Annotated in this window: 20 protein-coding genes; 7 read left to right on the top strand and 13 right to left on the bottom strand. The window is 61.9% G+C overall.

Going from position 1 to position 22,087, the window contains the following annotated elements:
• Positions 1-20 precede the first annotated feature (20 nt).
• Together AC1ROI_RS20200 and AC1ROI_RS20195 are read right to left on the bottom strand one after the other, a co-directional pair.
• A complete protein-coding gene (locus AC1ROI_RS20200; RefSeq protein WP_003226812.1) occupies positions 21-314 on the bottom strand; it encodes a hypothetical protein in 294 nt (97 codons plus the stop codon).
• A 56-nt stretch (positions 315-370) separates the two neighbouring features.
• Positions 371-976 carry an arylesterase gene (locus AC1ROI_RS20195; RefSeq protein WP_172962140.1) on the bottom strand — a complete coding sequence of 202 codons (606 nt, stop codon included), beginning with the start codon at positions 974-976 and terminating at the stop codon, positions 371-373.
• A 10-nt stretch (positions 977-986) separates the two neighbouring features.
• On the opposite strand from AC1ROI_RS20195, the gene AC1ROI_RS20190 reads away from it, so the two are divergent.
• From AC1ROI_RS20190 to greB, 3 genes are read left to right on the top strand one after another with little or no spacing between them, the layout of a single operon-like run.
• On the top strand, positions 987-1,670 hold the full coding sequence (locus AC1ROI_RS20190) for an ABC transporter ATP-binding protein (RefSeq protein ID WP_010461353.1): 684 nt from the start codon (positions 987-989) through the stop codon (positions 1,668-1,670).
• Entirely contained in the window at positions 1,670-4,174 is a 2,505-nt protein-coding gene (locus AC1ROI_RS20185; protein ID WP_010461355.1) for an ABC transporter permease, read from the top strand. Before AC1ROI_RS20190 ends, AC1ROI_RS20185 begins: the two co-directional genes overlap by 1 nt.
• 34 nt (positions 4,175-4,208) lie before the next feature.
• Positions 4,209-4,706 carry a transcription elongation factor GreB gene (gene greB, locus AC1ROI_RS20180; RefSeq protein ID WP_007943614.1) on the top strand — a complete coding sequence of 166 codons (498 nt, stop codon included), beginning with the start codon at positions 4,209-4,211 and terminating at the stop codon, positions 4,704-4,706.
• A 4-nt stretch (positions 4,707-4,710) separates the two neighbouring features.
• Here the strand turns inward: greB and AC1ROI_RS20175 are convergent, their stop codons facing one another.
• From AC1ROI_RS20175 to AC1ROI_RS20165, 3 genes are all read right to left on the bottom strand, one after another.
• Entirely contained in the window at positions 4,711-5,019 is a 309-nt protein-coding gene (locus AC1ROI_RS20175) for a hypothetical protein (RefSeq protein ID WP_010461613.1), read from the bottom strand.
• A 247-nt stretch (positions 5,020-5,266) separates the two neighbouring features.
• Positions 5,267-5,701, bottom strand: a complete 435-nt coding sequence (locus AC1ROI_RS20170) for a DoxX family protein (RefSeq protein ID WP_077747921.1) — start codon at positions 5,699-5,701, stop codon at positions 5,267-5,269.
• Positions 5,702-5,804: 103 nt separating this feature from the next.
• On the bottom strand, positions 5,805-7,226 hold the full coding sequence (locus AC1ROI_RS20165) for an MltF family protein (RefSeq protein ID WP_077747922.1): 1,422 nt from the start codon (positions 7,224-7,226) through the stop codon (positions 5,805-5,807).
• A 235-nt stretch (positions 7,227-7,461) separates the two neighbouring features.
• Here AC1ROI_RS20165 and AC1ROI_RS20160 point away from each other — a divergent pair, with 235 nt between their 5' ends.
• From AC1ROI_RS20160 to AC1ROI_RS20150, 3 genes are all read left to right on the top strand, one after another.
• On the top strand, positions 7,462-8,271 hold the full coding sequence (locus AC1ROI_RS20160) for a TatD family hydrolase (protein WP_083374710.1): 810 nt from the start codon (positions 7,462-7,464) through the stop codon (positions 8,269-8,271).
• 203 nt (positions 8,272-8,474) lie between these two features.
• A complete protein-coding gene (locus AC1ROI_RS20155; RefSeq protein ID WP_102594028.1) occupies positions 8,475-9,956 on the top strand; it encodes a methyl-accepting chemotaxis protein in 1,482 nt (493 codons plus the stop codon).
• A gap of 209 nt (positions 9,957-10,165) precedes the next feature.
• Complete coding sequence (locus AC1ROI_RS20150; protein WP_010461619.1) at positions 10,166-10,531, top strand: terminase; 366 nt, start codon at positions 10,166-10,168, stop codon at positions 10,529-10,531.
• On the opposite strand, the gene AC1ROI_RS20145 is transcribed toward AC1ROI_RS20150, so the two are convergent.
• From AC1ROI_RS20145 to AC1ROI_RS20135, 3 genes are all read right to left on the bottom strand, one after another.
• Positions 10,532-11,329, bottom strand: coding sequence for an acyl-CoA thioesterase (locus tag AC1ROI_RS20145; RefSeq protein ID WP_010461621.1), 798 nt, complete (start codon positions 11,327-11,329; stop codon positions 10,532-10,534).
• Positions 11,330-11,560: 231 nt separating this feature from the next.
• Positions 11,561-12,328 carry a CHAD domain-containing protein gene (locus tag AC1ROI_RS20140; protein WP_010461622.1) on the bottom strand — a complete coding sequence of 256 codons (768 nt, stop codon included), beginning with the start codon at positions 12,326-12,328 and terminating at the stop codon, positions 11,561-11,563.
• Between the two features lie 45 nt (positions 12,329-12,373).
• The gene (locus AC1ROI_RS20135; protein ID WP_010461623.1) at positions 12,374-12,652 is read right to left on the bottom strand and encodes a hypothetical protein; all 279 of its coding nucleotides are present in this window, start codon (positions 12,650-12,652) and stop codon (positions 12,374-12,376) included.
• Positions 12,653-12,875: 223 nt separating this feature from the next.
• On the opposite strand from AC1ROI_RS20135, the gene AC1ROI_RS20130 reads away from it, so the two are divergent.
• Positions 12,876-13,916, top strand: a complete 1,041-nt coding sequence (locus AC1ROI_RS20130; protein ID WP_010461624.1) for a patatin-like phospholipase family protein — start codon at positions 12,876-12,878, stop codon at positions 13,914-13,916.
• 138 nt (positions 13,917-14,054) lie between these two features.
• Here the strand turns inward: AC1ROI_RS20130 and AC1ROI_RS20125 are convergent, their stop codons facing one another.
• The 5 genes from AC1ROI_RS20125 to kdpA form a co-directional block, all read right to left on the bottom strand.
• Positions 14,055-14,753 (bottom strand): response regulator, encoded by a 699-nt coding sequence (locus tag AC1ROI_RS20125; RefSeq protein WP_010461630.1) that lies wholly within the window; start codon positions 14,751-14,753, stop codon positions 14,055-14,057.
• A gap of 36 nt (positions 14,754-14,789) precedes the next feature.
• Positions 14,790-17,441, bottom strand: coding sequence for a DUF4118 domain-containing protein (locus AC1ROI_RS20120; RefSeq protein ID WP_083374712.1), 2,652 nt, complete (start codon positions 17,439-17,441; stop codon positions 14,790-14,792).
• Positions 17,442-17,579: 138 nt separating this feature from the next.
• On the bottom strand, positions 17,580-18,125 hold the full coding sequence (gene kdpC, locus AC1ROI_RS20115) for a potassium-transporting ATPase subunit KdpC (RefSeq protein WP_010461634.1): 546 nt from the start codon (positions 18,123-18,125) through the stop codon (positions 17,580-17,582).
• 192 nt (positions 18,126-18,317) lie between these two features.
• Positions 18,318-20,375, bottom strand: coding sequence for a potassium-transporting ATPase subunit KdpB (gene kdpB / locus AC1ROI_RS20110; RefSeq protein ID WP_102594027.1), 2,058 nt, complete (start codon positions 20,373-20,375; stop codon positions 18,318-18,320).
• 10 nt (positions 20,376-20,385) lie between these two features.
• The gene (gene kdpA / locus AC1ROI_RS20105) at positions 20,386-22,080 is read right to left on the bottom strand and encodes a potassium-transporting ATPase subunit KdpA (protein WP_077747930.1); all 1,695 of its coding nucleotides are present in this window, start codon (positions 22,078-22,080) and stop codon (positions 20,386-20,388) included.
• Positions 22,081-22,087: the final 7 nt, after the last annotated feature.

Genomic DNA, 22,087 nt, shown 5'->3' with positions numbered 1-22,087 from the left:
AGCAAGCAATCTATCGGTTTCTAAAGTTCGAAACGCAGTTCCGGCCAGATCGGCGAGGTGCCGCGCTTCTGCGATTCGAGAATGGCCCGGCAAAGCGAACACAGCCGCTGGTCCTGGAACACCCGGCGGTCGACACTCGACCAGCGCGGTTGCGCGGGCAGCAGACTGCCGCACAAGGTTCGATCGGCCGAGCCGCCCAGCTCCAGCTGTCGGGTCACCAGATGCACCCGCACTTCCTGGCAGGCGAACAGATCCAGCTGTTCGTCAGGCTCGATCAGTTGGTAGGCAAAAAGGGACCAGGCAGGACGCGGCATCGGGGGCTCCAAATCGGGGGCGCCACCTTAGCCGAAACACCGCCGCTAGAAAAGCGTCAAAGCAGCGGTTTCAGTGTCGGCCAGACATTTTCCAGCAACTTGTCCTGAGCGCCCGCAGCCGGGTGCAATCCGTCGGCCTGCATCAACTCCGGATGACCGCCCACGCCGTCGAGAAAAAACGGTACCAGCGGGATGTTTTTCTCTTCGGCCAGTGCGCTGTAGACCTTCGCAAAAGCCTCGGTATAACGAACTCCGTAGTTGGGTGGCAACTGCATGCCGAGCAAAAGCACCTTGGCGCCACTGTCTCTGGAGCTGTCGATCATCGACGCAAGGTTTTGTTGCAAATTAGCTGGGGGCATTCCGCGCAGGCCATCGTTGCCGCCCAATTCGAGGATCACCAGCTCAGGCTTATGCTCTGCAAGCAGCGCAGGCAGGCGCGCCTGGCCTCCGGCACTGGTGTCGCCGCTGATGGAGGCATTGACCACCTTATCGTCGAAACCTTCGCGCTTGAGCCGTTGCTCAAGCAGCGACACCCACCCCAAGCGGGTATCCAGGCCGAAACCGGCGCTGATACTATCGCCAACGATCAGGACAGTACCCGCCGCTGCGTTCTGGGCCATGCACATCAAGGCCAGGCCAGCACTCAAAAACCACACACGCATCGGATTCTCCATGGGCGCAAGCATTCTCACCGCGAAGAACCTCAGCAAAGTGGTTCCCAGCGCGGAAGGTGAACTGACTATCCTGCACGAACTCAGCCTGGAACTGAACAAGGGCGACAGCCTGGCCATCGTTGGCGCCTCCGGTTCCGGCAAATCCACTCTCCTGGGCCTGCTCGCCGGCCTCGATCTGCCGAGCAGCGGTGAAGTCACCCTCGCCGGCCAGAGCCTGAGTAATCTCGATGAAGACCAGCGGGCGCGCATTCGGGCCGAGCATGTGGGTTTTGTGTTTCAGTCATTTCAACTGCTGGACAGCCTGAACGCACTGGAAAACGTCATGCTGCCGCTGGAGCTCGACGGCCGCAAAGATGCCCGCGAACGTGCCACTCAATTGCTCCAGCGCGTTGGCCTGGGCCAGCGTCTGACCCACTCACCCCGCCAGCTCTCCGGCGGCGAGCAGCAGCGCGTTGCGATTGCCCGTGCGTTTGCCGCAGAACCCGATGTGCTGTTCGCCGATGAGCCCACCGGTAACCTCGACAGCCACACCGGCGAGCGCATCAGCGACTTGCTGTTCGAACTCAACCAGGAACGCGGCACGACCCTGGTGCTGGTGACCCACGACGAACGCCTGGCACATCGCTGCCGGCGCCTGATCCGCCTTGAAGCCGGCCTGCTGGTCGCCCCTCTGGAGCCTTGATGGCACGCCTGCCGCTGTTGCGCCTGTTCAGCCTTGCCATCCGCCAACTCCTGCGCGACGCCCGCGCCGGTGAGTTGCGCGTGTTGTTCTTCGCCCTGGTGGTTGCCGTGGCGGCGAGTACCGCCATCGGTTACTTCGGTGCCCGCCTGAACGGCGCCATGATGTTGCGCGCCACCGAATTTCTCGGCGCCGACCTGTTGCTTGAAGGCAGTTCTCCCGCGCGTCCGGAACAGATCAAAAGTGGCACGGAACTGGGACTCGAACACGCTCAAGTAGTCGAGTTCTCCAGTGTCATCGCCACCGACAACGGCATCCAGCTGTCCAGCATCAAGGCCGCCGACGACGTTTATCCGCTGCGCGGCGAACTGAAAAGCGCCCCGGCGCCCTTCGCCCCGGAAGAAGCCGGTGGCGGCCCCAAACCCGGCGAAGCCTGGGTCGAAGCGCGACTGCTGACCGCGCTCGACCTGAAGATCGGCGACAGCATCGATGTCGGTCTGCGCACTCTGAAACTGGCCCGCGTCCTGACTTACGAACCGGACCGTGCCGGCAACTTCTACAGCCTCACGCCACGGGTGCTGATCAACCTCAGCGACCTCGCCGCAACCGGCGTGGTGCAACCCGGCAGCCGGGTCAGTTACCGCGAACTCTGGCGCGGTAAAGCCGAGGCACTGGAAACCTACCGTCAACTGATCAAACCCGGCCTGGCTGCCAACCAGCGCATCCAGGATGCTCGCGACGGCAATCGACAGATCGGCGGCGCGCTGGGCAAGGCCGAGCGTTACCTGAACATGGCCAGCCTGGTGGCGGTTCTGCTGTCCGGCGTGGCGGTGGCGCTGTCGGCAACACGCTTCGCCACTCGCCGATTCGACGCCAGTGCCTTGCTGCGTTGCCTGGGTCTGTCGCGTCGGGAAACCATGGTGTTGTTCAGTTTGCAGCTGACGGTACTTGGCCTGCTCGCCAGCCTCGGCGGCGCGCTCCTCGGCTGGCTTGCACAGCTTGGATTGTTCGCGTTGCTGCATGATTTGTTGCCAACCGACGTACCTCCGGGCGGTCTGTTTCCTGCCATCGCCGGGATCGGCACCGGGCTGGTGGCCTTGGCCGGTTTTGCCCTGCCGCCACTGGCTGCACTCGGTCGAGTTCCGCCGTTGCGGGTGCTGCGTCGGGACATGCTGCCGATTCCTTCCAGCACCTGGATGGTCTATGGCGCTGCGCTGGGCGCCCTCGGCCTGATCATGTGGCGCCTGAGCCTCGACCTGGTGCTGACCTTCGCCCTGCTCGGCGGCGGCGTGATCGCGGCGGTCATACTCGGCGGGTTGCTGTTGCTGCTACTCAAAAGCTTGCGTCGGATGCTGGCACGCGCTTCATTGCCCTGGCGCCTCGGGCTAGGCCAACTGCTGCGTCATCCGCTGGCGGCGGCCGGACAAGCCTTGGCCTTCGGTTTGATCCTGTTGTCCATGGCGCTGATCGCTTTGCTGCGTGGTGAGTTACTGGACACCTGGCAGAACCAGTTACCGAAAAACGCACCGAACTATTTCGCCCTGAACATCCTGCCCGCCGACAAACAGGCCTTCACCGATCGACTGATCGAGCTGTCAGCCCAATCGGCGCCGCTGTACCCGGTGGTGCCGGGACGACTGATCAGCATCAACGGCGAGCCGGTACAGGAAATCGTCAGCAAGGATTCGGCGGGTGACCGGGCTATCCAGCGCGACCTGAGCCTGACCTGGGCCGCGGACCTTCCGGCGGGCAACAAGCTCACAGCGGGCAACTGGTGGAGCGAACAGCCAGCCGATGACGTTCCTGGCGTGTCGGTGGAAGGCAAGGTCGCCGAAAGCCTGAAGCTCAAGCTTGGCGATCACATGGTTTTTACCGTCGGCGGGGTCAATCGCGAAGCGAAAGTCACCAGTCTGCGGGAGATCAACTGGGACAACTTCCAGCCGAACTTTTTCATGATCTTCCAGCCTGGCACGTTGAAGGATTTGCCGGCGACCTACCTGACCAGTTTCTATCTGGCGGCGGGTCACGACCAGCAGATTGTCGACCTGTCCAGGGCCTTCCCGGCGGTCACCATCCTGCAAGTCGAAGCCTTGCTGGAGCAGCTGCGCAGCATCCTCGCCCAAGTCACCTTGGCCGTGGAATACGTGCTGCTGTTTGTATTGGCGGCGGGGATGGCGGTGTTGTTCTCGGGCTTGCAGGCGACCCTCGATGAGCGCATTCGCCAAGGCGCGCTGCTGCGAGCACTGGGGGCCGAACGGCAATTGCTGGTCAAGGCGCGGCGGATCGAGTTCGGTTTGCTCGGCGCGGTCAGTGGCCTGTTGGCGGCGTTGGGGTCAGAACTGGTGAGCCTGGTGCTTTATCGCTACGCCTTCGACCTGCCGTGGCATCCACATCCGTGGCTGTTGGTGTTGCCGTTGATTGGCGCAGTGTTGATCGGCGGCGCCGGTGTATTCGGTACCCGTCGCGCGTTGAACGCCAGCCCCCTGACAGTGTTGCGCGAGGGTTGATAGACTCAAGACTCTCCCCTCACAAGAAGTTGCCATGAGCCGTTATCGCCCTCCCCGCCCCGCAGGCACCGCGCTGATCACCCCGGAAGGTGAAGCGCGAATGCGGGCCGAGTTTCATGAGCTCTGGCATGTCCGTCGGCCTCAGGTGACGCAATCGGTCAGCGAGGCAGCGGCACAGGGCGATCGTTCGGAAAATGCCGAGTACACCTACGGCAAAAAGATGCTGCGCGAAATCGACAGTCGCGTGCGCTTTCTCACCAAGCGTCTCGAAGCACTGAAGGTTGTCAGCGAGAAGCCAAGCGACCCGAACAAGGTCTACTTCGGCGCCTGGGTCACCATCGAAGATGAAGACGGCAAAGAGTCACGCTATCGTATTGTCGGGCCGGATGAGCTGGACTTGAAACTGGGCCTGATCAGCATCGACTCGCCGCTCGCCCGCGCGTTGATCGGCAAGGCGCTGGACGCCGAGGTTCGGGTCCAGACACCCACCGGTGAACAGTGCGTGTATATCGTGGCGATCGAGTATCTCTAAAGCTTCAGCGGCGCGTGATCAAACCTTGCCGGGCAACCCGGGTCAGCTGCCTGATCACCTCTGGTGCCTCTTCGACGCTGGGCGATTGAATCACCGCCAGATCAAAACTGTCGCTGGCAAATCGCGCCAGTGATTCACCGTCTTCGACAAACTGAATCAGGAACGCGGCAGGGCCGCCGGTACGACGTGGCCAGCCATCGAGATAACGCAGGAGCGTCGGCTGATGTTTTCCGCCAAGCAGGATTTTTGGGTTGCGCTGGGTGAGGTGTGCCGTGATCGGCGCGGGGCGTACAACGGGGCTTAGTGCATTCATTGGGTCGTGTCTCTGCCTCAAAAGTCTGCATGGCAGGTGAGAGGCAACACCGAACCAGCGCTTTAGCGGTATTTCGAAGCCTGTTACTAGCTTCTATCGGCAACTGGATGAGTTACCTGGCGCCCCGCAAGTAGCTGTTTAAATCGGCGCATGAGCAGCATCCTAGAGAAGCTGACCGGACAGTGTCAAGAATGACGCGCAACAAAAAGGCCCGCGCAATGCGGGCCTTTTCGTTGAGCCAGAGCGGTCAGTCAGCGATCGCGCGGTCTACCGACAGTTTGCCGGCACCCTCGATCAGTACCGCGATGCTGCCGCCGAGCAAGGCCAGGGCGAATTCATAACCGTTGTTGGTCATGAACAGGCCGTGGCTGATGTGCACGGTAAAAATGGCGACCAGCGAAAGGATGGTCAGCCCCAGTGCTGCCGGACGTACCAGCAGACCTATGATCAGGGCCAGACCGCCGAAGAACTCGGTACCACCGGACAGGATCGCCATCAGGTGACCCGGTGCCAGACCCAGACTTTCCATGTACTGCGCGGTGCCGGCTATGCCGTAGCCACCGAACATGCCGAAGAGTTTCTGCGCACCGTGAGCAGCAAAGATGATGCCGACGAAGATTCGCAGAACGGTCAAGCCGTAGCCAGCGCGGGTAAACAGTACCTTGTTGATCAGTGTGCTCATGCTGTGTCATCCATAGTGATTGTGTGTTGATTGGCCGCCATACTAATCGATAAAACAAATGTTAAAAGCGCATTATTTGCGACATAACAATCAGTTTAGCCGATCATTTCCGTGAGGCAACTTTCTGCCCCTGGGGCTCCAACGATTCCCTCTCACGATCGAACGCCAGGTAATACTTGTTCACGCTATTAACATAGCTGACGGCACCCATTCCCACCTGCTCCATTGCAATGCGCTCGACCTGGAAGAACCACTGATTGGGATTCAGGCCTCGGCGCCGGGCTTCGGCGCGCATGCCCTGCACCCGTTCCGGCCCCATGTTGTAAGCCGCCAGCACAAACGCCATGCGCTCGCGCTCGTTGAGTTTGGGGCTTGCGAAGAACTTGCGTCGGATCATCGCCAGGTACTTGGCCCCGGCCTGCACATTGGCGTCGAGGTTCTGAATGTTGTTGACCCCGACGCGCTGGGCGGCGGACGGGGTGATCTGCATCAGGCCGGTGGGGCCGCTGCCGCTTCGGGCGTTGGGTTGCAGGGCAGACTCCTTAAAAGCCAGTGCTGCCAGGTTCAGCCAGTCCATGCCCTGGGCATCTGCGTGCTTTTGCAGCACCGGGCGAAGTTTTTCCAGACGCTGCCGATCAGCCTTGGCCAATGGATAGTGCACTTGATACAGACGTCGATAGATGCGCAGGAACGCCGCATCCTGGTCCGACGGCTTCTTGTAGGTCGTCAGGAAGCGATCGATGCTCGCGCGCAGCATCGAAGCGTCGCGTCGCACGAACCAGAACTCTTCACCCGGATCGCTGATCGACACCTGCTTATCGAGACGTAATTTGGGCAGGATCTTGCCCCAGCGCTCGGCAATCGGCTGCTCGACGATGGTCAGGTGAAAGATCCCGCCCTGGACCATTTCCAGAACGTCTTCGACCGCCAGACTGGGGTCGACCCATTCGATTTTCATCGGTGCCAGTTTGTGCAGCGCCAGCTTTGAATTGATCTGACTGACCGCATCCCCGGCCGCGCTGCCGGTGGGCAGCGCCAGGGTCTTACCCGAGAGTTGTTCGACGCGGGTGTAACGGCGCTCACCCTTGATGCCCACCAGCACCAACGGGATGTTGCTGGCAATCGGTTCACTGCTGCTGACCGCATGGCCCGGTTGCAAATCGAGCAGTTCCCCCGGTGCCACCAGGTCGCCCTCCCCGCGTTGCAAGGCACCGAGCAGTTGGTCCTTGCCTTTGGGAATGATCTTGAGGGTTATTTCCTGCCCGTCACGGGCGTGACCGTTGAGGTATTGCTCGAAGGCGCGCAGGCGGTGGTATTCGACGCCGATGGCCTGGCCCTGGACTTCACCGGAACTGTTGCGGCTCTGGTTGACCAGCACCCGCAGCACACGACTGCTGCGAATCTCCGCCAGGTCACGGACCTTGGCCGCCGGCACGGCTTGCAGCGGGCCGGCCAGACGCGCAACCGCCGGCATCGGCAGCAGCAACGAACAGCACAGCAGTAGCAACATCGAGGGACGTGTCATCCACTCTCCGGAAAGAATACTGGGCCGACCTCATGAATTTTCATGAAATCGAACGACAGAAACAGAGCGCCTTGAGCGCTGACAAAGTGCAAAAGACTGGCACAGTGATGGCACCCTGGCCACCCCTGCGTGTCTCGCGGCATCAAGAGACAGCCTTAACTCGTTGTAGTTCTTGGCTTTTCTTATAAATCTACAGCTCTGATATGCTTTCCGGCCTTTGGTCCGAGGTAGCACCATGCAACTCATCGATATCGGCGTCAACCTGACCAACCCCAGTTTTGCGGATAAGCACCAGGCCGTACTCGATCGCGCGTATGCCGCGGGGGTCTGCCAATTGGTCCTGACCGGCACCAGTGTCGAAGGCAGCGAGCAAGCGCTGGAGCTCTGCCGGCAACTGGACGAAACGGCCCAGCGACTGTTCGCCACCGCAGGCATTCACCCTCATTCGGCCAGCGACTGGAACGCCGACAGCGACCAGCGCCTGCGCAGTTTGCTCAAGGAACCCAACGTGGTAGCCGTGGGTGAATGCGGACTGGATTTCAATCGCGATTTCTCGCCGCGTCCCCAGCAGGAAAAAGTCCTCGAAGAGCACCTGGCGATGGCGGTCGAGCTGCAATTGCCGGTGTTCCTTCATGAGCGCGATGCCAGTCAGCGACTGCTGGAAATTCTCCGTGATTACCGCGATCAGCTGCCGGCGGCGGTGGTGCATTGCTTCACCGGGGAAAAGAAGGCGCTGTTCAGCTACCTCGATCTGGATTTGCACATCGGCATCACCGGCTGGATCTGCGACGAGCGCCGGGGCACGCATCTGCATCCGTTGGTGAAAGAGATCAAGCGCGGGCGCTTGATGCTGGAGAGCGATGCGCCGTATCTGTTGCCACGCAGCTTGCGACCCAAGCCGAAGAACGGTCGCAATGAACCGGCATATTTGACTGAAGTGCTGCGGGAAGTGGCGTTGCATCGGGGGGAAGCGGAAGAGGATCTGGCCGCCCACACCACCGCCTGCGCTCGCGCGTTCTACGGCCTGCCATCAATCCCCCGGTAACCACAAATCCCCCTGTAGGAGCGAGCCTGCTCGCGATGGCGTCGGCACATCCAACATTTATGTGACTGACAGGGCGCTATCGCGAGCAGGCTCGCTCCTACGGGGGGGGCTGATCGTTGATCCACATCAAGTCCGGAACCTCTGCATAGCGGCACAATGCTGGCACCTTGCCAATGCTGTTTCCGCTATCAGAGAAGACCTCCATGGGTGCCTGGCTTAGCAACATCTCACTGAAGTACAAATTCTGGGCGGTCAATGCGGTCGCCTTCTTCACCACGCTCTTGCTGGTGCTGTACGCCGTGCAGCTCGAACAACAGGCCCGCAGCCACGCCTCTCAAGTGTCGGCTCAGGCGCAGGCTCGCTTGCTCAATGCCTGGCCTGCCGGACAACCGCTGCCCAAGGCCGATAACCTGCTGACCTACAGTCGCGGGCAGGCGCCGTTGCTGAACGAGCAGTCGGTGCTGGAACTGGCCGATGCCAGGGGCTGGGTCAAGATCAATTCAATGCCACTGTTCGGCGACAACCCGTTGATGGGCGCCGAGGTGTTCTCCCGCCCCGACGGTCAGCAGATCGCGGTGATCGCCCATGGCCCGAGCCTGAGCCAGGTGTTTGGCGAACGCTTCGCCAATTACGCGGTGGCGGTGTTCATCCTGATGCTGGCGATGCTGGCCGCTTCGCAGCTATTGATCCGCTTCCTGCTGAGCCAACTCAACACCTTGAAAGATGTGATGCTCCACGTCGAGAAAACCGGCGACCTGTCAGCCCGTGTGCCACTCGCCTGCAAGGACGAGGTCGGGCAGATGGCCAATGCCTTCAACGCGATGCAGGCCGGATACCAGCGAGTAGTCAACACCGTTGCCAGCACTGCCCGGCAACTGGATGTCGGCGCGGCACGACTGGCCTCAAGCATGAACGAGGTGCGTCACGGCATGCTCGGACAGCAAAGCGAAACCGATCAGGCCGCCACGGCGATCAACGAAATGACCGCCACTGTCTATCACATCGCCCAGCATGCCGGCGCGACCCGCGACCTCTCGCAAACCGCCGATACCTTGGCTGGTAGCGGGCAGGAAGTGGTCAGCCGCGTACAGAAATCCATCGCCGGTTTGTCCAGCGGCGTGCAGCAGACGGCCGAGATGATCCAGCGCCTGGCCGAGGACAGTCAGAAAATCAACGGCGTGGTCGGCGTGATTCACAGCATTGCCGAGCAGACCAATCTGCTGGCCCTGAATGCGGCGATCGAAGCGGCCCGCGCCGGCGACATGGGCCGTGGCTTTGCGGTGGTCGCCGATGAAGTGCGCAACCTGGCCAAGCGCGTGCAAACTTCGACCGACGAGATCACGATCATGGTCTCCGCGCTGCAGGCCGGGACTCGGGACGCGGTGGACTTCATGCAGGAAAGCTCATTCAAGGCTGACGACTGCGTGCAACAGGCCCAAGAGGCTGGTGTCGCGCTGGCACAAATCACCAGCGCGGTGGCACAGATGCGCGAAAGCAATACCCAGATTGCGGTGGCGGCCGAGCAGCAGAGTCAGGTCGCGGAAGAAATGAACCGGGCGGTGGTGAGTATTCGGGACGTGACTGAGAACACCGTGCAGCAAACGGTGGATTCCGCGACGACCAGTAATGATTTGGCAGCGTTGGCTGGGGAGTTGAACAAGGCGATCGGGCAGCTCAAGCTGTAAGGCCTCTTCGCGGGCAAGCCTCGCGCCTACAAGGGTTGGCGATGCTTTTGGTGTTGCAGGAGCGAGGCTTGCCCGCGAAGGCGTCAGACCGGTCACAATCAATCCCGACCATGGCCGCTATCACTTCGATAGCCAACCTTGATTCGCCGCCCGCAGTGGCCAAGCCTATTCTTCAATCATGTGTTCAACATGGATCGAGGATTAGCATCATGGGCAAACGTCACCCCAACCTACCCGCCTGGCAATGGCGCGCCTACCCGGGCAATCACCAGCACCCGACCAATCTGGTGTTGCACCTGATTGCCGTGCCGCTATTCATCGTGGCGTTTTTGCTGATTGTTTCCGGGGTGTTCGGCCTGAACTTCGTGAACTTCGCCATCGGTGTCATTGGCGTGATCGCTGCATTAGGCTTGCAGCGCCACGGCCACAGCCTGGAGACGCAAGCCTCCGAGCCGTTCAGTGATCGTAAGGATGCGCTATCGCGCTTGCTGGTCGAGCAGTTCCTGACCTTTCCACGGTTTTTCCTCAGCGGCGGCTGGTGGCGCGCCTGGCGTGAGCGCCACCGTCGTCATTGATCAGGCGAAAATCGTCACCGTCTGCCGGCTCATGGCGATCAACTGACCGTCCGCGCTCCACAGTTTCGCGGCCGCGTGACCGTAGCCATCAGCGCCATGCTCGATTTCCACCAGGTATTTGCACCAGTCCAGCGTACTCAACTCGAGCAACGGCTGGACGAATTCTATGGTCCAGGTCAGCGTGCTGCCCATCGCGGGTTTGCTCAGGTGTGGCAACAGGGCCGGTGGCCAGGCGTCCACCAGCGCCAGAATATGCGACTCGCCGAGCGCCTCTTCCTTCACGTCCCCACGCAAACGCACCCAGCCGCCCATATCGCGGGATTTGTTGCCGGTGAACGGCAGACCGCCGACACTCCAGCGCATCGCCAGATGCTGCATGAATTCCGGTAGTACGCCTTTGATATAAGGCAGTTCCTGGCAATCGTCCCAGTGCTTCATTTCAGGTGCCGGCTCGGCCGCGACCGCCACTTCGGAAGGTCGCGAGGCACCGAAGCTGCCCTGGATCAACGTCACCACTTGCCCCTTTTGCATCGCCCGGCCCAGCACCTGGCTGACGGCTTTGCCTTCGCGCAACACATCGACCTCAAAACTGACCGGCACTTCGGGTTCGACTGGCCCGACAAAGGTGATCGCCAGCGAACGCACCGGCCGATCCGCCGGGACTTTTGCGCGCATGGCTTCGTATTGCAACGCGGCCACCAGGCCACCGAAACTGGCACGCCCCTGAGCCCATCCGGCCGGAATAGACAGCGCCAGCGGCTGGCTGCGGACGGCGTCGAGCAGATCGGAAAAGCGCATGGAAACCTCAGTGCGGAAAAAAGATGGAGAGATCTTAACCAGCCAGCGCAGACGGCACAGCGCTTATTCCGGCCAAAAGCACTGACAGATGAGCCGTGCCTGTCCCTGGTTCAACACCCAAACCACTGTGGGAGCGAGCCTGCTCGCGAAAGCGGTCTGTCAGCCAGCCTTGATGCCGACTGATACACCGCTTCGCGAGCAGGCTCGCTCCCACATTTGATCGGGGTGTTTTCAGGATTTGAAGCAGGCGTCGCTGAGTTTGTCGAGAACGCGGTCGGCGCGTTCCTCGGCCTTGGCCATGGTGGTTTTCCAGACGGCGACACACGGGTGCAGATCAGGCTCCTGTTCAGCCCTGGCCAGCCATTGAAAACAGTCATGCCACTCACCCAGGGCACCTTGTGCCGACTTCAAACGTGGCATCGCCGCGTCGGGCAATCGGTCAAGTTCGGGGTAGGCGTCGATGCCGTAGCGCACGCGCTTGATCAACAGACGCAAGCGATGGCGATCATGGGCAGGATCGTGCAGGGCCTGATCGAGTTTCTTCCATTGCTTGGCGAGGCGCTTTTCGATGCGTTTGCGCAGGCCCTTGAGCAGGCCCTGACGCTGGGAAGCACGGAGGAAACGCGGAAACGCGTCGAGAATCATCAGTAACTGCGTGACCTCGGGGCTTGTTGCCACCGCCGGATACGCCTTGGCCATCTGCGCCATACGTCGTTGCGCGGCCTCGGGTTGACCGTTCTTGAGCAGGTAGGCCGCCAGCACCTCGCGATCACGCAACGGCGTGGTCAACTCGCCAACCCGGGACGACGCCGCCTCCAGTTGCTCGACGCCAGGCAGCCCGCGCAACGGTCGCAACAGACTGCGCAGCCGGCGAACCGTGGTGCGCAGCTCGTGCAACGCTTCCGGGTCGGTGCGCGCACTCAGGCGCGCCTGGCAAGCCAGCAGACGAACTTCCAGACTCAGTACTTGAGCCACCAACCGATCAACCAAGGCCGACATCGCTTGCTCCCTGAATCGAATGTCCACTATTCCCTACATCATGCCTCAACGGCCGGCACGTGACTCACGAATATAGAAGCGGGCCTTCTCGGCTTTCTTGGTGCAGCCTTCGAAGCCTTCGAATTGCTGCTGGGTCTTGGCCGCCGTCAACAGCGACAGGGCCTTGGAGTAGCTGACGGTGCCGGCAAAACCCTCGGCCTTGGCCAGGTCCAGTTCATGCCACGCCGCATCGAGTCCACTACCGCAGCTGTCACGATAAGCGGTTTTGCCGGCACAACCGGCAAGCGCCAGGGCAATCAATGGCACGCAAATCCAGGCTTTCATCACTCACACCTCAACATTAGGTAAACAGTCGTGCTGGTAAGACGGTCTGGCACGTGAAAAGTGCCTTGGCCCCGCCGCGCAAACGTCAAGTGTGCGTGAGAATACCCATGCGCCGCCATGGAGTGTCGAAAAAACGACGCCCTTGGCCCACCAAGCGACCTAAGCGATTGAAGCGCCCCCCGTGATGGGTGCATTGTTGAACCTTGTCAGACGAGGGCGATTCATGAAAAAGCGTGTCGCACTGGTGCTGGGCTCAGGCGGGGCCCGGGGCTATGCCCATATCGGTGTCATTGAAGAAATCGAACGGCGCGGCTACGACATCGCCTGCATTGCAGGATGCTCGATGGGCGCCGTGGTCGGCGGGATCTACGCCGCCGGCAAGCTTGACGATTATCGCGACTGGATCGAAAGCCTGGACTACCTAGACGTCTTGCGTCTGGTAGACGTCAGTTTTCGTCTGGGCGCGATTCGCGGGGAGAAAGTGTTCGGGCAGATTCGCAAGATCGTCGGCGAGATCAACATCGAAGACCTGCGTATCCCTTACACGGCGGTGGCCACGGACCTGACCAACCAGCAGGAAATCTGGTTCCAGGAAGGCTGCCTGCACCAGGCCATGCGCGCCTCGGCAGCGATTCCGAGCCTGTTCACACCCGTGATGCAGGGCAATCGCATGCTGGTGGACGGCGGCATTCTCAACCCTTTGCCGATCGTGCCCGTGGTGTCGAGCCATTGCGACCTGATCATTGCGGTCAACCTCAACTCCACCAACCAGCGCCACTATAAACTGCCGGTGATTCAGCGTCCGCCCGCGTTCAAGACGCGGTTCGACAGCCTGATCAATTCCCTGGGTTCAAAAATGCCGTTCCGCCGCAAGCAGGCCGAACAATTGCTGTTGCTGGAAAAGGAAGCGTTGATGGCCGAAGCGGCCGACATCAACCCCTGGATCGAATCCGCCGAACCCGAAGCCCAGCAACCGGCAGCCGCCCCCGAACGCGAAGGCGCACCGAAATCCGCCACAGGTTCGTTCATCATCGACAACGTGGGCCCGGCGTCGTTGCTGGACCTGATCAACCAGAGTTTCGAGGTGATGCAGACGTCGTTGGCGCAGTACAAGATCGCCGGGTATCCGCCGGACATCCTGATCAACGTGCCGAAACGGGTGTGCCGGTTTTTCGAGTTTTACAAGGCGCCGGAGTTGATCGCGCTGGGGCGGGAGATTGCGCGGGATACGCTGGATAGATACGAGAATGAGCGGGATGCCTGAAGTTTTCGGATGACGGTGGCCTCTTCGCGGGCAAGCCTCGCTCCTGCAGGGTTTGAGTCGTTCGCGAGCTTTGTGAACGATTCTCATCCTGTAGGAGCGAGGCTTGCCCGCGAAGACAATAGGCCGGACACCAAAAAGCTAAAGACTTCCCTCACTCAACAACCGATAACCAACCCCCGCCTCGGTAACAATAAACCGTGGCTGAGTCGGATCATCCGCCAGCTTCTGGCGCAGATGCCCCACAACAATCCGCAAATAATGACTGTCCTCGGTATGGGTCGGCCCCCAGATATCTTTCAGCAGTTGCTGCTGGGTGATCACCCGCCCGGGATGCCGGGCCAGTTGCGCCAGCACCGCATACTCTTTGCGGGTCAGCGCGACTTCGGCGCCATCGAGCAGCACCCGGCGATAGGCCAGGTCCACGGTCAGCGGGCCAAACGTCAGCGCCGCTTGCTGAGCCTCGCCAACGGGGGCCTGACGCAATAACGCACGCACCCGGGCGAGGAACTCCTGGATACCGAACGGCTTGGTCACGTAATCGTTGGCACCGCCATCGAGCGCTTCCACCTTTTGCCCTTCGCTGGCACGCACCGAAAGCACCAGCACCGGCGCCGTCGACCATTCGCGAAACTCGCGCAGCACTTGCTGGCCGTCCATGTCCGGCAGGCCGAGATCGAGCACCAGCAAGTCGGGTTTGTTCAATGCCGCCTGGGCCAGCCCTTCGTTGCCATTGCCGGCCTCCAGTACCTTGTAACCCTGGGAAGCGAGGCTGATGCGCAGGAATTTGCGGATTTGCGGTTCGTCGTCGATGACCAAAATGGTCGCGGTCTGGCTCATGGTTTCTGATCGTGGCATGGAGATGTCCAAAGGGTATCAGGCTTCACTTTCAAGGCCCGGCTGTTCCTGCAATGGCAAGTGCAGTGTGATGCAGGTGCCGCGCCCTTCAATGCCGTCCGCGACGCTGATCCGACCGCCATGCGCGCCGACCATGCCCTGACAGATCGCCAACCCCAGGCCGGTGCCCTGCCCGCCCCGATCACCGCGCGCAGCGGTGTAGAACATGTCGAAAATCTTCGCCCGCTCTTCCTCCGGAATCCCTGGCCCCTCGTCGCTGACCGAGAAAAACAGCTCGCTGTCATTGGCGCCGGCGCGTAATTGCAGACGGCCGTGAGGCGGAGAAAAACGCGCGGCGTTTTCCAGCACATTGACCAGCGCCTGCTCGATCAGCGCGGCATGCACGTACAGCAGCGGCAATTCGGCCGGCACTTCGGTGCTGACCTGCAACGGCGCCAGTACCGCGCGCAGACGATTGAGCGAACTGCCGACAATATCGGCCGGCGACACCCAGTCCCGCGCCAGCTTCAACGCACCGTGACCGAGGCGGGTCATGTCCAGCAGGTTTTGAATGTAACGGTCGAGGCGCTCGGCTTCATCGCGGGTGCCTTCAAGCAGTTCGCGGCGATCCTCCAGCGGGATGGCTTCACCGAGGGCCAGCAGACTGTCGATGCTGCCGCGCATGGAGGTCAGCGGCGTGCGCAAATCGTGGGACACCGACGCCAGCAAGGCGCTGCGCAACTGCTCGGTTTCGCCGTGCAGGCGCGCCGCTTCCAGGTCTTCGGCCAGTTGCGCGCGAGCCAAGGCCTGGGCCAGCGGTTGACTCAACGCCGTCAACAAACGCCGACGCTGACCGCTCAAGGTCTGGCCTTCTTTGGCGCACACACCGAGCAGCGCCAACGGTCCGTCTTCCACCGACAACGGCCACCACCACCAACGCCCGAACGGCAGCGTGCCGGTGCCTGCGCCCGCCGGCTGGTCGTGTTGCCAGGCCCAATCGGCGGCAGCGCGCTCGGCTTCGGAAAACTCCAGCGGGCCGCCGGTCTCGACCTTCCAGCCACCCTGGCCGTCGCGGTTGAGCAGGCACAGTTGCAGATCGCTCCAGCCATTGAGGTGCTGGGCCGCAGCGCTGACCACGGCCTGGCGGTCGGTGGCGGCGGTGAGTTTGCGCGACAGGTCGAGCAGTTCGGTGGTCTCTTCCTGGGTGTCGCGCAATGCTTGCAATTGCCGCCGTTGCCGCGCCGCGAGGTTGCCGGTGAGGGCCGCCATCAGCAGGAAGAACAGCAAAGTCAGCACGTCTTCTTCGCGCTGGATGGCGAACGAAAAATTCGGCGGGATAAACAGAAAGTCATAGGTCAGAAACGACAGCGCCGCACAAGCCAGCGCCGGGCCCAGGCTGCTGCGCACCGCCACCAGCAACACGGCGGCGAGGAACACCAGCGATATATTCGGCAGCGGCAAGACGCTCGCCACGGCCCAGGCCAAAGCAGTGGCCAGCACCGTCGCCACGACCGCCAGCGCGTAGTCGAACCACACCAGCGAATGCGCCGAACGCTGACGCGGCTGATGCTGTTCGTGATCACTGTCGAGGACGTTGATTTCCAGCCCCCGCGCATCACGCAGCAAGCGTGATGCCAGACCGCCGCCGAACAAGCGCCGACGCAAACGCTGGCGCGATTGACCGACCAGCACCAGGCTGGCACGGCGTTCGGCAGCGTGCTGGATCAATGTTTTTGCGACTTCACCGGCGCGCAGTAACACCACTTCGCCGCCCAGTCGCTCGGCCAGTTGCTGGGCACTTTGCAGGCGCAGTCGCGACTGTTCGTCGCGCACGCTGCCGTTGTCCACGTGCACCAGGCTCCACGGCAGATGCCGACGCTGGGCGACGCGGCTGGCGTGGCGCACCAGGCGTTCGGCCTGAGCATCGCCATCGACGCCGACCAACAATCGACCGCGCACCGCTGGCGCGGCCTGGCCAAGTTGTCGATATCCCTGGGCCAGGTCATCGTCCACCTGCGCAGCGGCGGTTTGCATTGCCAGTTCGCGCAGGGCGGTGAGGTTGGTCTGGGTGAAGAAAGCGTCGATGGCCGCCCGCGCCTGCTCCGGCACGTAGACCTTGCCGTCACGAAGACGCTCAAGCAGTTCGCGTGGCGGCAGGTCGATCAGCAGCAGTTCGTAGGCTTCTTGCAGCACCCAGTCCGGCAGGGTTTCGCGAACCTGCACGCCGGTGATCCCGCGCACTTGATCATTGAGGCTTTCGAGGTGCTGAACGTTGACCGTGGTGAACACGTCGATGCCGGCGGCGAGCAATTCCTGGATGTCTTGCCAGCGCTTGGCGTGACGGCTGCCAGGGGCGTTGGTGTGGGCCAGTTCGTCCACAAGCACCAATTTCGGCTTGGCCGCGAGCAGACCGTCGAGGTCCATTTCTTCGAGCGTGACGCCTCGGTATTCCAAGCGCACCAAGGGCTGCTGCGGCAAGCCGCCGAGCAGCGCTTCGGTCTCGGCGCGGCCGTGGGTTTCAACCACGCCGGCGATGACTTTCACGCCCTGGCGCAATTGGGTGTGAGCCGCTTGCAGCATGGCGTAGGTCTTGCCGACACCGGGCGCGGCGCCGAGGAAAACCTTGAGCCGGCCACGGCCATCGCGGGGCAGGTCTGCTAACAGCGCGTCGGCGCGGCCGGAGTCACTCATTTGTCATTGCCTTATCTTGATTGATCGTTCCCACGCTCCGCGTGGGAATACAGCTCGGGACGCTCCGCGTCTCCTTCAGAGCCGAACGCGGAGCGTCCGTTGATGCATTCCCACGCAGAGCGTGGGAACGATCATCTTCTACAGGTTTTCCAGCGCGATGTTTAGCGCCAACACATTCACCACCGGCGGCCCCACCAATGGCTGCTCAATGTGCGCATTCATCAATTGCTGAAGCGTAGACACCGGCAAATTACGCGCCGCCGCAACACGCGCCAGTTGATAGGCAATCGCCGCCGGTGGCAAGTGGGGATCGAGGCCGCTGCCGGAGGTGGTCACCATCGCCAAGGGCACTGGCCCCTGACCGGGCACCAGCTGTTTGTTGGCATCGTCGATCACCCGAGTGGCCAGCGCCGGATTGCTCGGCGAAAGGTTGCTGGCGCTGCTCGACACGGTGGCAAACGCACCCGCCGATGGCCGTGGATGGAACCAGGCATCGCCAACGAAATCCTGGGCAATCAGCGAAGAGCCACGGACCTTGCCGCCGGCGTCACGCACCAGGCTGCCATTGGCTTGATCCGGGAACGCGACCTGGGCGACGCCAGTGACGACCAAGGGGTAAGCGACGCCGGTGATCAGGGTCATCAGCACGAGCAAGCTCAGGGCCGGACGTATCATTGTGGACATTTCAAAATCCTCGAATTCAAAGAACATTCATCAGGCACACACGTCACTTGCTCCCGCTCGACTGCGAAGCAGTCGTCAACCCGGCAAATGCGGTGTACCTGAACAAACACGGTGTCTGGGATGGGGCCGCGCTTCGCAGCCCAGCGGGAGCAAGCTCCCTCGCCACAAAAACCCCACCACAGCTCCCGACCGTCAAACCAGATGCAACGCCGTCAGCAGCATGTCGATCGCCTTGATCCCCACGAACGGCACTACAATCCCGCCCAATCCGTAGACCAGCAGATTGCGTCGCAGCAACGCCGCCGCGCTCGCGGCCTGCACTCGAACCCCACGCAGCGCCAGTGGAATCAGCACCACAATGATTAAGGCGTTGAACACGATCGCCGAGAGAATCGCGCTCTGCGGACTGCTCAGATGCATGACGTTCAGCACGCCCAATTGCGGGTAGATCGAGGCGAACAGCGCCGGCAGGATCGCGAAGTATTTGGCCACGTCGTTGGCGATGGAAAACGTCGTCAGCGCACCGCGGGTCACCAGCAATTCCTTACCGATCTGCACCACGTCCAGCAGCTTGGTCGGGTCGCTGTCGAGGTCGACCATGTTCGCCGCCTCGCGCGCGGCTTGCGTACCGTCGTTCATCGCCATGCCGACGTCAGCCTGGGCCAGGGCCGGGGCATCGTTGGCGCCGTCGCCGCACATGGCAACCAGGCGACCGTCGTTCTGTTCGTGGCGAATGCGCGCCAGTTTTTTCTCTGGCGTAGCCTCGGCCAGCACGTCATCCACGCCCGCTTCGGCAGCAATGGCAGCGGCGGTCAGCGGGTTGTCGCCGGTCACCATGACCGTGCGGATGCCCAGTTTGCGCAGCTCGGCAAAACGCTCGCGGATGCCGGGCTTGACCACGTCCTTGAGGTGGATCACACCAAGCAATTTGCCGTCGGCGCAGACCAGTAACGGGGTACCGCCGCTTTGAGCGATCTTGTCGATCTCACGGGACAGCGGCGCGGCCAGGTCGGCGCGTTTCACACCGACGAAGGCCAGCAATGAATCCACCGCGCCTTTGCGATACACACGCCCCTGATAGTCGACACCGGACAGACGGGTTTCCGCGCTGAATGGTACGGCCGTCAGCAACTCGGCGGCGGGCTCAGGTTGTGGCTGAGTGCCGCGCAGGTACTCGACGATGGACTTACCTTCAGCCGTGTCATCGGCCAGCGAGGCAAACAATGCGCCCTCCGCCAGTTCACGGGCGGTGACGCCCGGCGCCGGATGCACTGCGGTGCAGCGACGGTTACCGAACGTGATGGTGCCGGTCTTGTCCAGCAGCAGGACGTGAACGTCCCCCGCCGCTTCCACGGCGCGACCGGATTTGGCGATCACGTTCAGGCGCACCAGACGGTCCATCCCGGCAATACCGATGGCGGACAACAAACCGCCAATGGTGGTCGGAATCAACGTGACCAATAACGCCACCAGAAACACCAGCGGCAGGCTGCCGTTGGCGAAGTGGGCGAACGGTTGCAGGGTGACGACTACCAGCAGGAAGATCAGGGTCAGGCCGATCAGCAGGATGTCGAGCGCGACTTCGTTCGGGGTTTTCTGGCGTTTGGCGCCTTCGACCAGAGCGATCATGCGGTCCAGTGTCGACTCGCCGGGGTTGGCGGTAATCTTCACCAGCAGCCAGTCAGAGACCAGGCGAGTGTTGCCGGTGACAGCCGAACGGTCGCCCCCGGACTCACGAATCACTGGCGCGGATTCGCCGGTGATCGCCGCTTCGTTGACGGCGGCAATACCTTCGATGACCTCGCCGTCACCGGGGATCATTTCCCCGGCTTCAACGCGCACCACATCGTCCTTGCGCAGGCTGGTGGCCGGTACCACTTGAAAAGTGCCGTTACTGGTTTTACGGCGGGCGCTCAAGCCTTCGCTGCCGGCCTTGAGGCTGTCGGCGCGGGCCTTGCCGCGACCTTCGGCCAAGGCTTCGGCGAAGTTGGCGAAGAGCACGGTGAACCACAGCCACAGGGCGATTTGCGCAGCGACGAAGGTCGGCACGGCACTGTCGGGAATGAAGCACAGCACGGTGGTCAGGATCGCGGTCAGTTCGACCACCAGCATCACTGGCGCACGCTGCAATTGCCGTGGGTCGAGCTTGACGAAGGCTTGCACCAGCGCCGGGCGCCAGAGGGCCGAGATCGCAGTTTTGGGTTGTTCCGGCGCCTTGGCGACGACGGTTTTGCTTACAGGCATATTCATGATGGATTCCTTAGAAGCCCATGCTCAGATGTTCAGCAATAGGACCCAGCGCCAATGTCGGCAGGAAGGTCAAACCACCCACCAGCAAAATGGTCACGGTCAGCAATGTCACGAACAGCGGGCCATGGGTCGGGAAGCTGTTCTGGCCGATCGGTGCGGTTTTCTTCATTGCCAGGCTGCCGGCCAACGCCAATACCGGGAGGATGTAACCGAAGCGACCGATCAACATGCCAAGACCCAGCATCAGGTTGTGGAACGCCGTGTTGGCACCGAAGCCGCCAAAGGCCGAACCGTTGTTGGCACTGGCCGAGGTGTAGGCGTACAGCAACTGGCTGAAACCGTGGGCACCGGGGTTACTCACCGCCGCGACCGGGCCGGGCAGACTCGCGGCAATCGCACCGAGCACCAGCACGCCGACCGGCATCACCAGCAAGGTCACGACCAGCAACTGGACTTCCTTCGCCTGGAGTTTCTTGCCCAGGTATTCCGGGGTACGACCGATCATCAGGCCGGCGAGGAACACCGCGATCAACACGTTGAGCAACATGCCGTAGAGCCCCGCGCCGACGCCGCCGAAGATCACTTCGCCAACCATCATGTTGACCAATGCGACCATGCCGCTCAGCGGATTGAGGCTGTCGTGCATGCCGTTGACCGAACCGTTGGACGCTGCGGTGGTGGTCACCGACCACAGCACCGTGGCGGTCGTGCCGAAGCGCGCTTCCTTGCCTTCCAGCGGCGCGGTCTGTTCGACGGCGACGTTGTTCAGGGTCGGGTTAGGTTGGTATTCAGCCCACAACGAGGTCGCGCCGCCGATCAGGAACAGCGCCAGCATGCAGGCGATGATCGCGCGGCTCTGACGCAGGTCTTTCACGTAGTGGCCGAAGGTGAACACCAGCGCGGCCGGGATCAGAATGATCGAGCCAACTTCGAACAGGTTGCTCCACGCTGTCGGGTTCTCGAACGGGTGCGCCGAGTTGACGCCGAAGAAGCCACCGCCGTTGGTGCCCAGTTGCTTGATCGCAATCTGGCTGGCGGCCGGACCGAGCGGAATCACCTGATCGACGCCTTGCATGGTCACGGCATTCACGTACTGCGCGAAGGTTTGCGGCACGCCCTGCCAGACCAGGTACAGCGCCAGCAGCAGACACAGGGGCAACAGGCCGTAGAGGGTGGCGCGGGTCATGTCGACCCAGAAGTTGCCCAGGGTCTTGCTCGACTTGCGACCAATACCGCGGCACAGCGCAACTAATACCGCCAGGCCGGTGGCGGCGCTGACGAAGTTCTGCACGGTGAGGCCGACCATCTGGCTCAGGTAGCTCAGGGTCGCTTCGCCGCTGTAGGACTGCCAGTTGGTATTGGTCATGAAGCTGACGGCGGTGTTGAACGCTTGCGTCCACTCCTGACCCGGCAGGTTTTGCGGGTTCAACGGCAAGTGGTCCTGGAACAACAGGATCGCGAACAACAGCAAAAAGCCCGCGAGGTTGAAGGCGAGCAAGGCCAGGGTGTATTTCTGCCAGCTCTGTTCGGCCTGCGGATCAACGCCGGCCACCCGATAACAACCACGTTCGACCGGTCCGAGGATCGGCGAAAGCCAGGTGCGCTGGCCTTCCATGACCTTGTAGTAGAACCGCCCAAGGAACGGTGCCGGGATCAGCACCACGGCAAAGAAGGCCAGGATCAGCCAATAGTCATAACTGTGCATAGCCGCT

The sequence above is a fragment of the Pseudomonas sp. GW823-FHT02C02 genome (assembly GCF_058797635.1).
Note: the sequence above shows the minus strand (reverse complement) of the source record. Positions and strands in the feature narration are given on the sequence as shown.

What these genes read in the sequence shown, in the direction of transcription:
- AC1ROI_RS20175 (WP_010461613.1), bottom strand. Translation starts at nt 5,019, where the DNA reads ATGAATGCACTAAGCCCCGTTGTACGCCCCGCGCCGATCACGGCACAC.
- AC1ROI_RS20155 (WP_102594028.1), top strand. Translation starts at nt 8,475, where the DNA reads ATGGGTGCCTGGCTTAGCAACATCTCACTGAAGTACAAATTCTGGGCG.
- AC1ROI_RS20190 (WP_010461353.1), top strand. Translation starts at nt 987, where the DNA reads ATGGGCGCAAGCATTCTCACCGCGAAGAACCTCAGCAAAGTGGTTCCC.
- AC1ROI_RS20145 (WP_010461621.1), bottom strand. Translation starts at nt 11,329, where the DNA reads ATGCGCTTTTCCGATCTGCTCGACGCCGTCCGCAGCCAGCCGCTGGCG.
- AC1ROI_RS20125 (WP_010461630.1), bottom strand. Translation starts at nt 14,753, where the DNA reads ATGAGCCAGACCGCGACCATTTTGGTCATCGACGACGAACCGCAAATC.
- AC1ROI_RS20200 (WP_003226812.1), bottom strand. Translation starts at nt 314, where the DNA reads ATGCCGCGTCCTGCCTGGTCCCTTTTTGCCTACCAACTGATCGAGCCT.
- kdpC (WP_010461634.1), bottom strand. Translation starts at nt 18,125, where the DNA reads ATGTCCACAATGATACGTCCGGCCCTGAGCTTGCTCGTGCTGATGACC.
- kdpA (WP_077747930.1), bottom strand. Translation starts at nt 22,080, where the DNA reads ATGCACAGTTATGACTATTGGCTGATCCTGGCCTTCTTTGCCGTGGTG.
- AC1ROI_RS20135 (WP_010461623.1), bottom strand. Translation starts at nt 12,652, where the DNA reads ATGAAAGCCTGGATTTGCGTGCCATTGATTGCCCTGGCGCTTGCCGGT.
- AC1ROI_RS20165 (WP_077747922.1), bottom strand. Translation starts at nt 7,226, where the DNA reads ATGACACGTCCCTCGATGTTGCTACTGCTGTGCTGTTCGTTGCTGCTG.
- AC1ROI_RS20195 (WP_172962140.1), bottom strand. Translation starts at nt 976, where the DNA reads ATGCGTGTGTGGTTTTTGAGTGCTGGCCTGGCCTTGATGTGCATGGCC.
- AC1ROI_RS20140 (WP_010461622.1), bottom strand. Translation starts at nt 12,328, where the DNA reads ATGTCGGCCTTGGTTGATCGGTTGGTGGCTCAAGTACTGAGTCTGGAA.
- kdpB (WP_102594027.1), bottom strand. Translation starts at nt 20,375, where the DNA reads ATGAATATGCCTGTAAGCAAAACCGTCGTCGCCAAGGCGCCGGAACAA.
- AC1ROI_RS20150 (WP_010461619.1), top strand. Translation starts at nt 10,166, where the DNA reads ATGGGCAAACGTCACCCCAACCTACCCGCCTGGCAATGGCGCGCCTAC.
- greB (WP_007943614.1), top strand. Translation starts at nt 4,209, where the DNA reads ATGAGCCGTTATCGCCCTCCCCGCCCCGCAGGCACCGCGCTGATCACC.
- AC1ROI_RS20120 (WP_083374712.1), bottom strand. Translation starts at nt 17,441, where the DNA reads ATGAGTGACTCCGGCCGCGCCGACGCGCTGTTAGCAGACCTGCCCCGC.
- AC1ROI_RS20170 (WP_077747921.1), bottom strand. Translation starts at nt 5,701, where the DNA reads ATGAGCACACTGATCAACAAGGTACTGTTTACCCGCGCTGGCTACGGC.
- AC1ROI_RS20185 (WP_010461355.1), top strand. Translation starts at nt 1,670, where the DNA reads ATGGCACGCCTGCCGCTGTTGCGCCTGTTCAGCCTTGCCATCCGCCAA.
- AC1ROI_RS20130 (WP_010461624.1), top strand. Translation starts at nt 12,876, where the DNA reads ATGAAAAAGCGTGTCGCACTGGTGCTGGGCTCAGGCGGGGCCCGGGGC.
- AC1ROI_RS20160 (WP_083374710.1), top strand. Translation starts at nt 7,462, where the DNA reads ATGCAACTCATCGATATCGGCGTCAACCTGACCAACCCCAGTTTTGCG.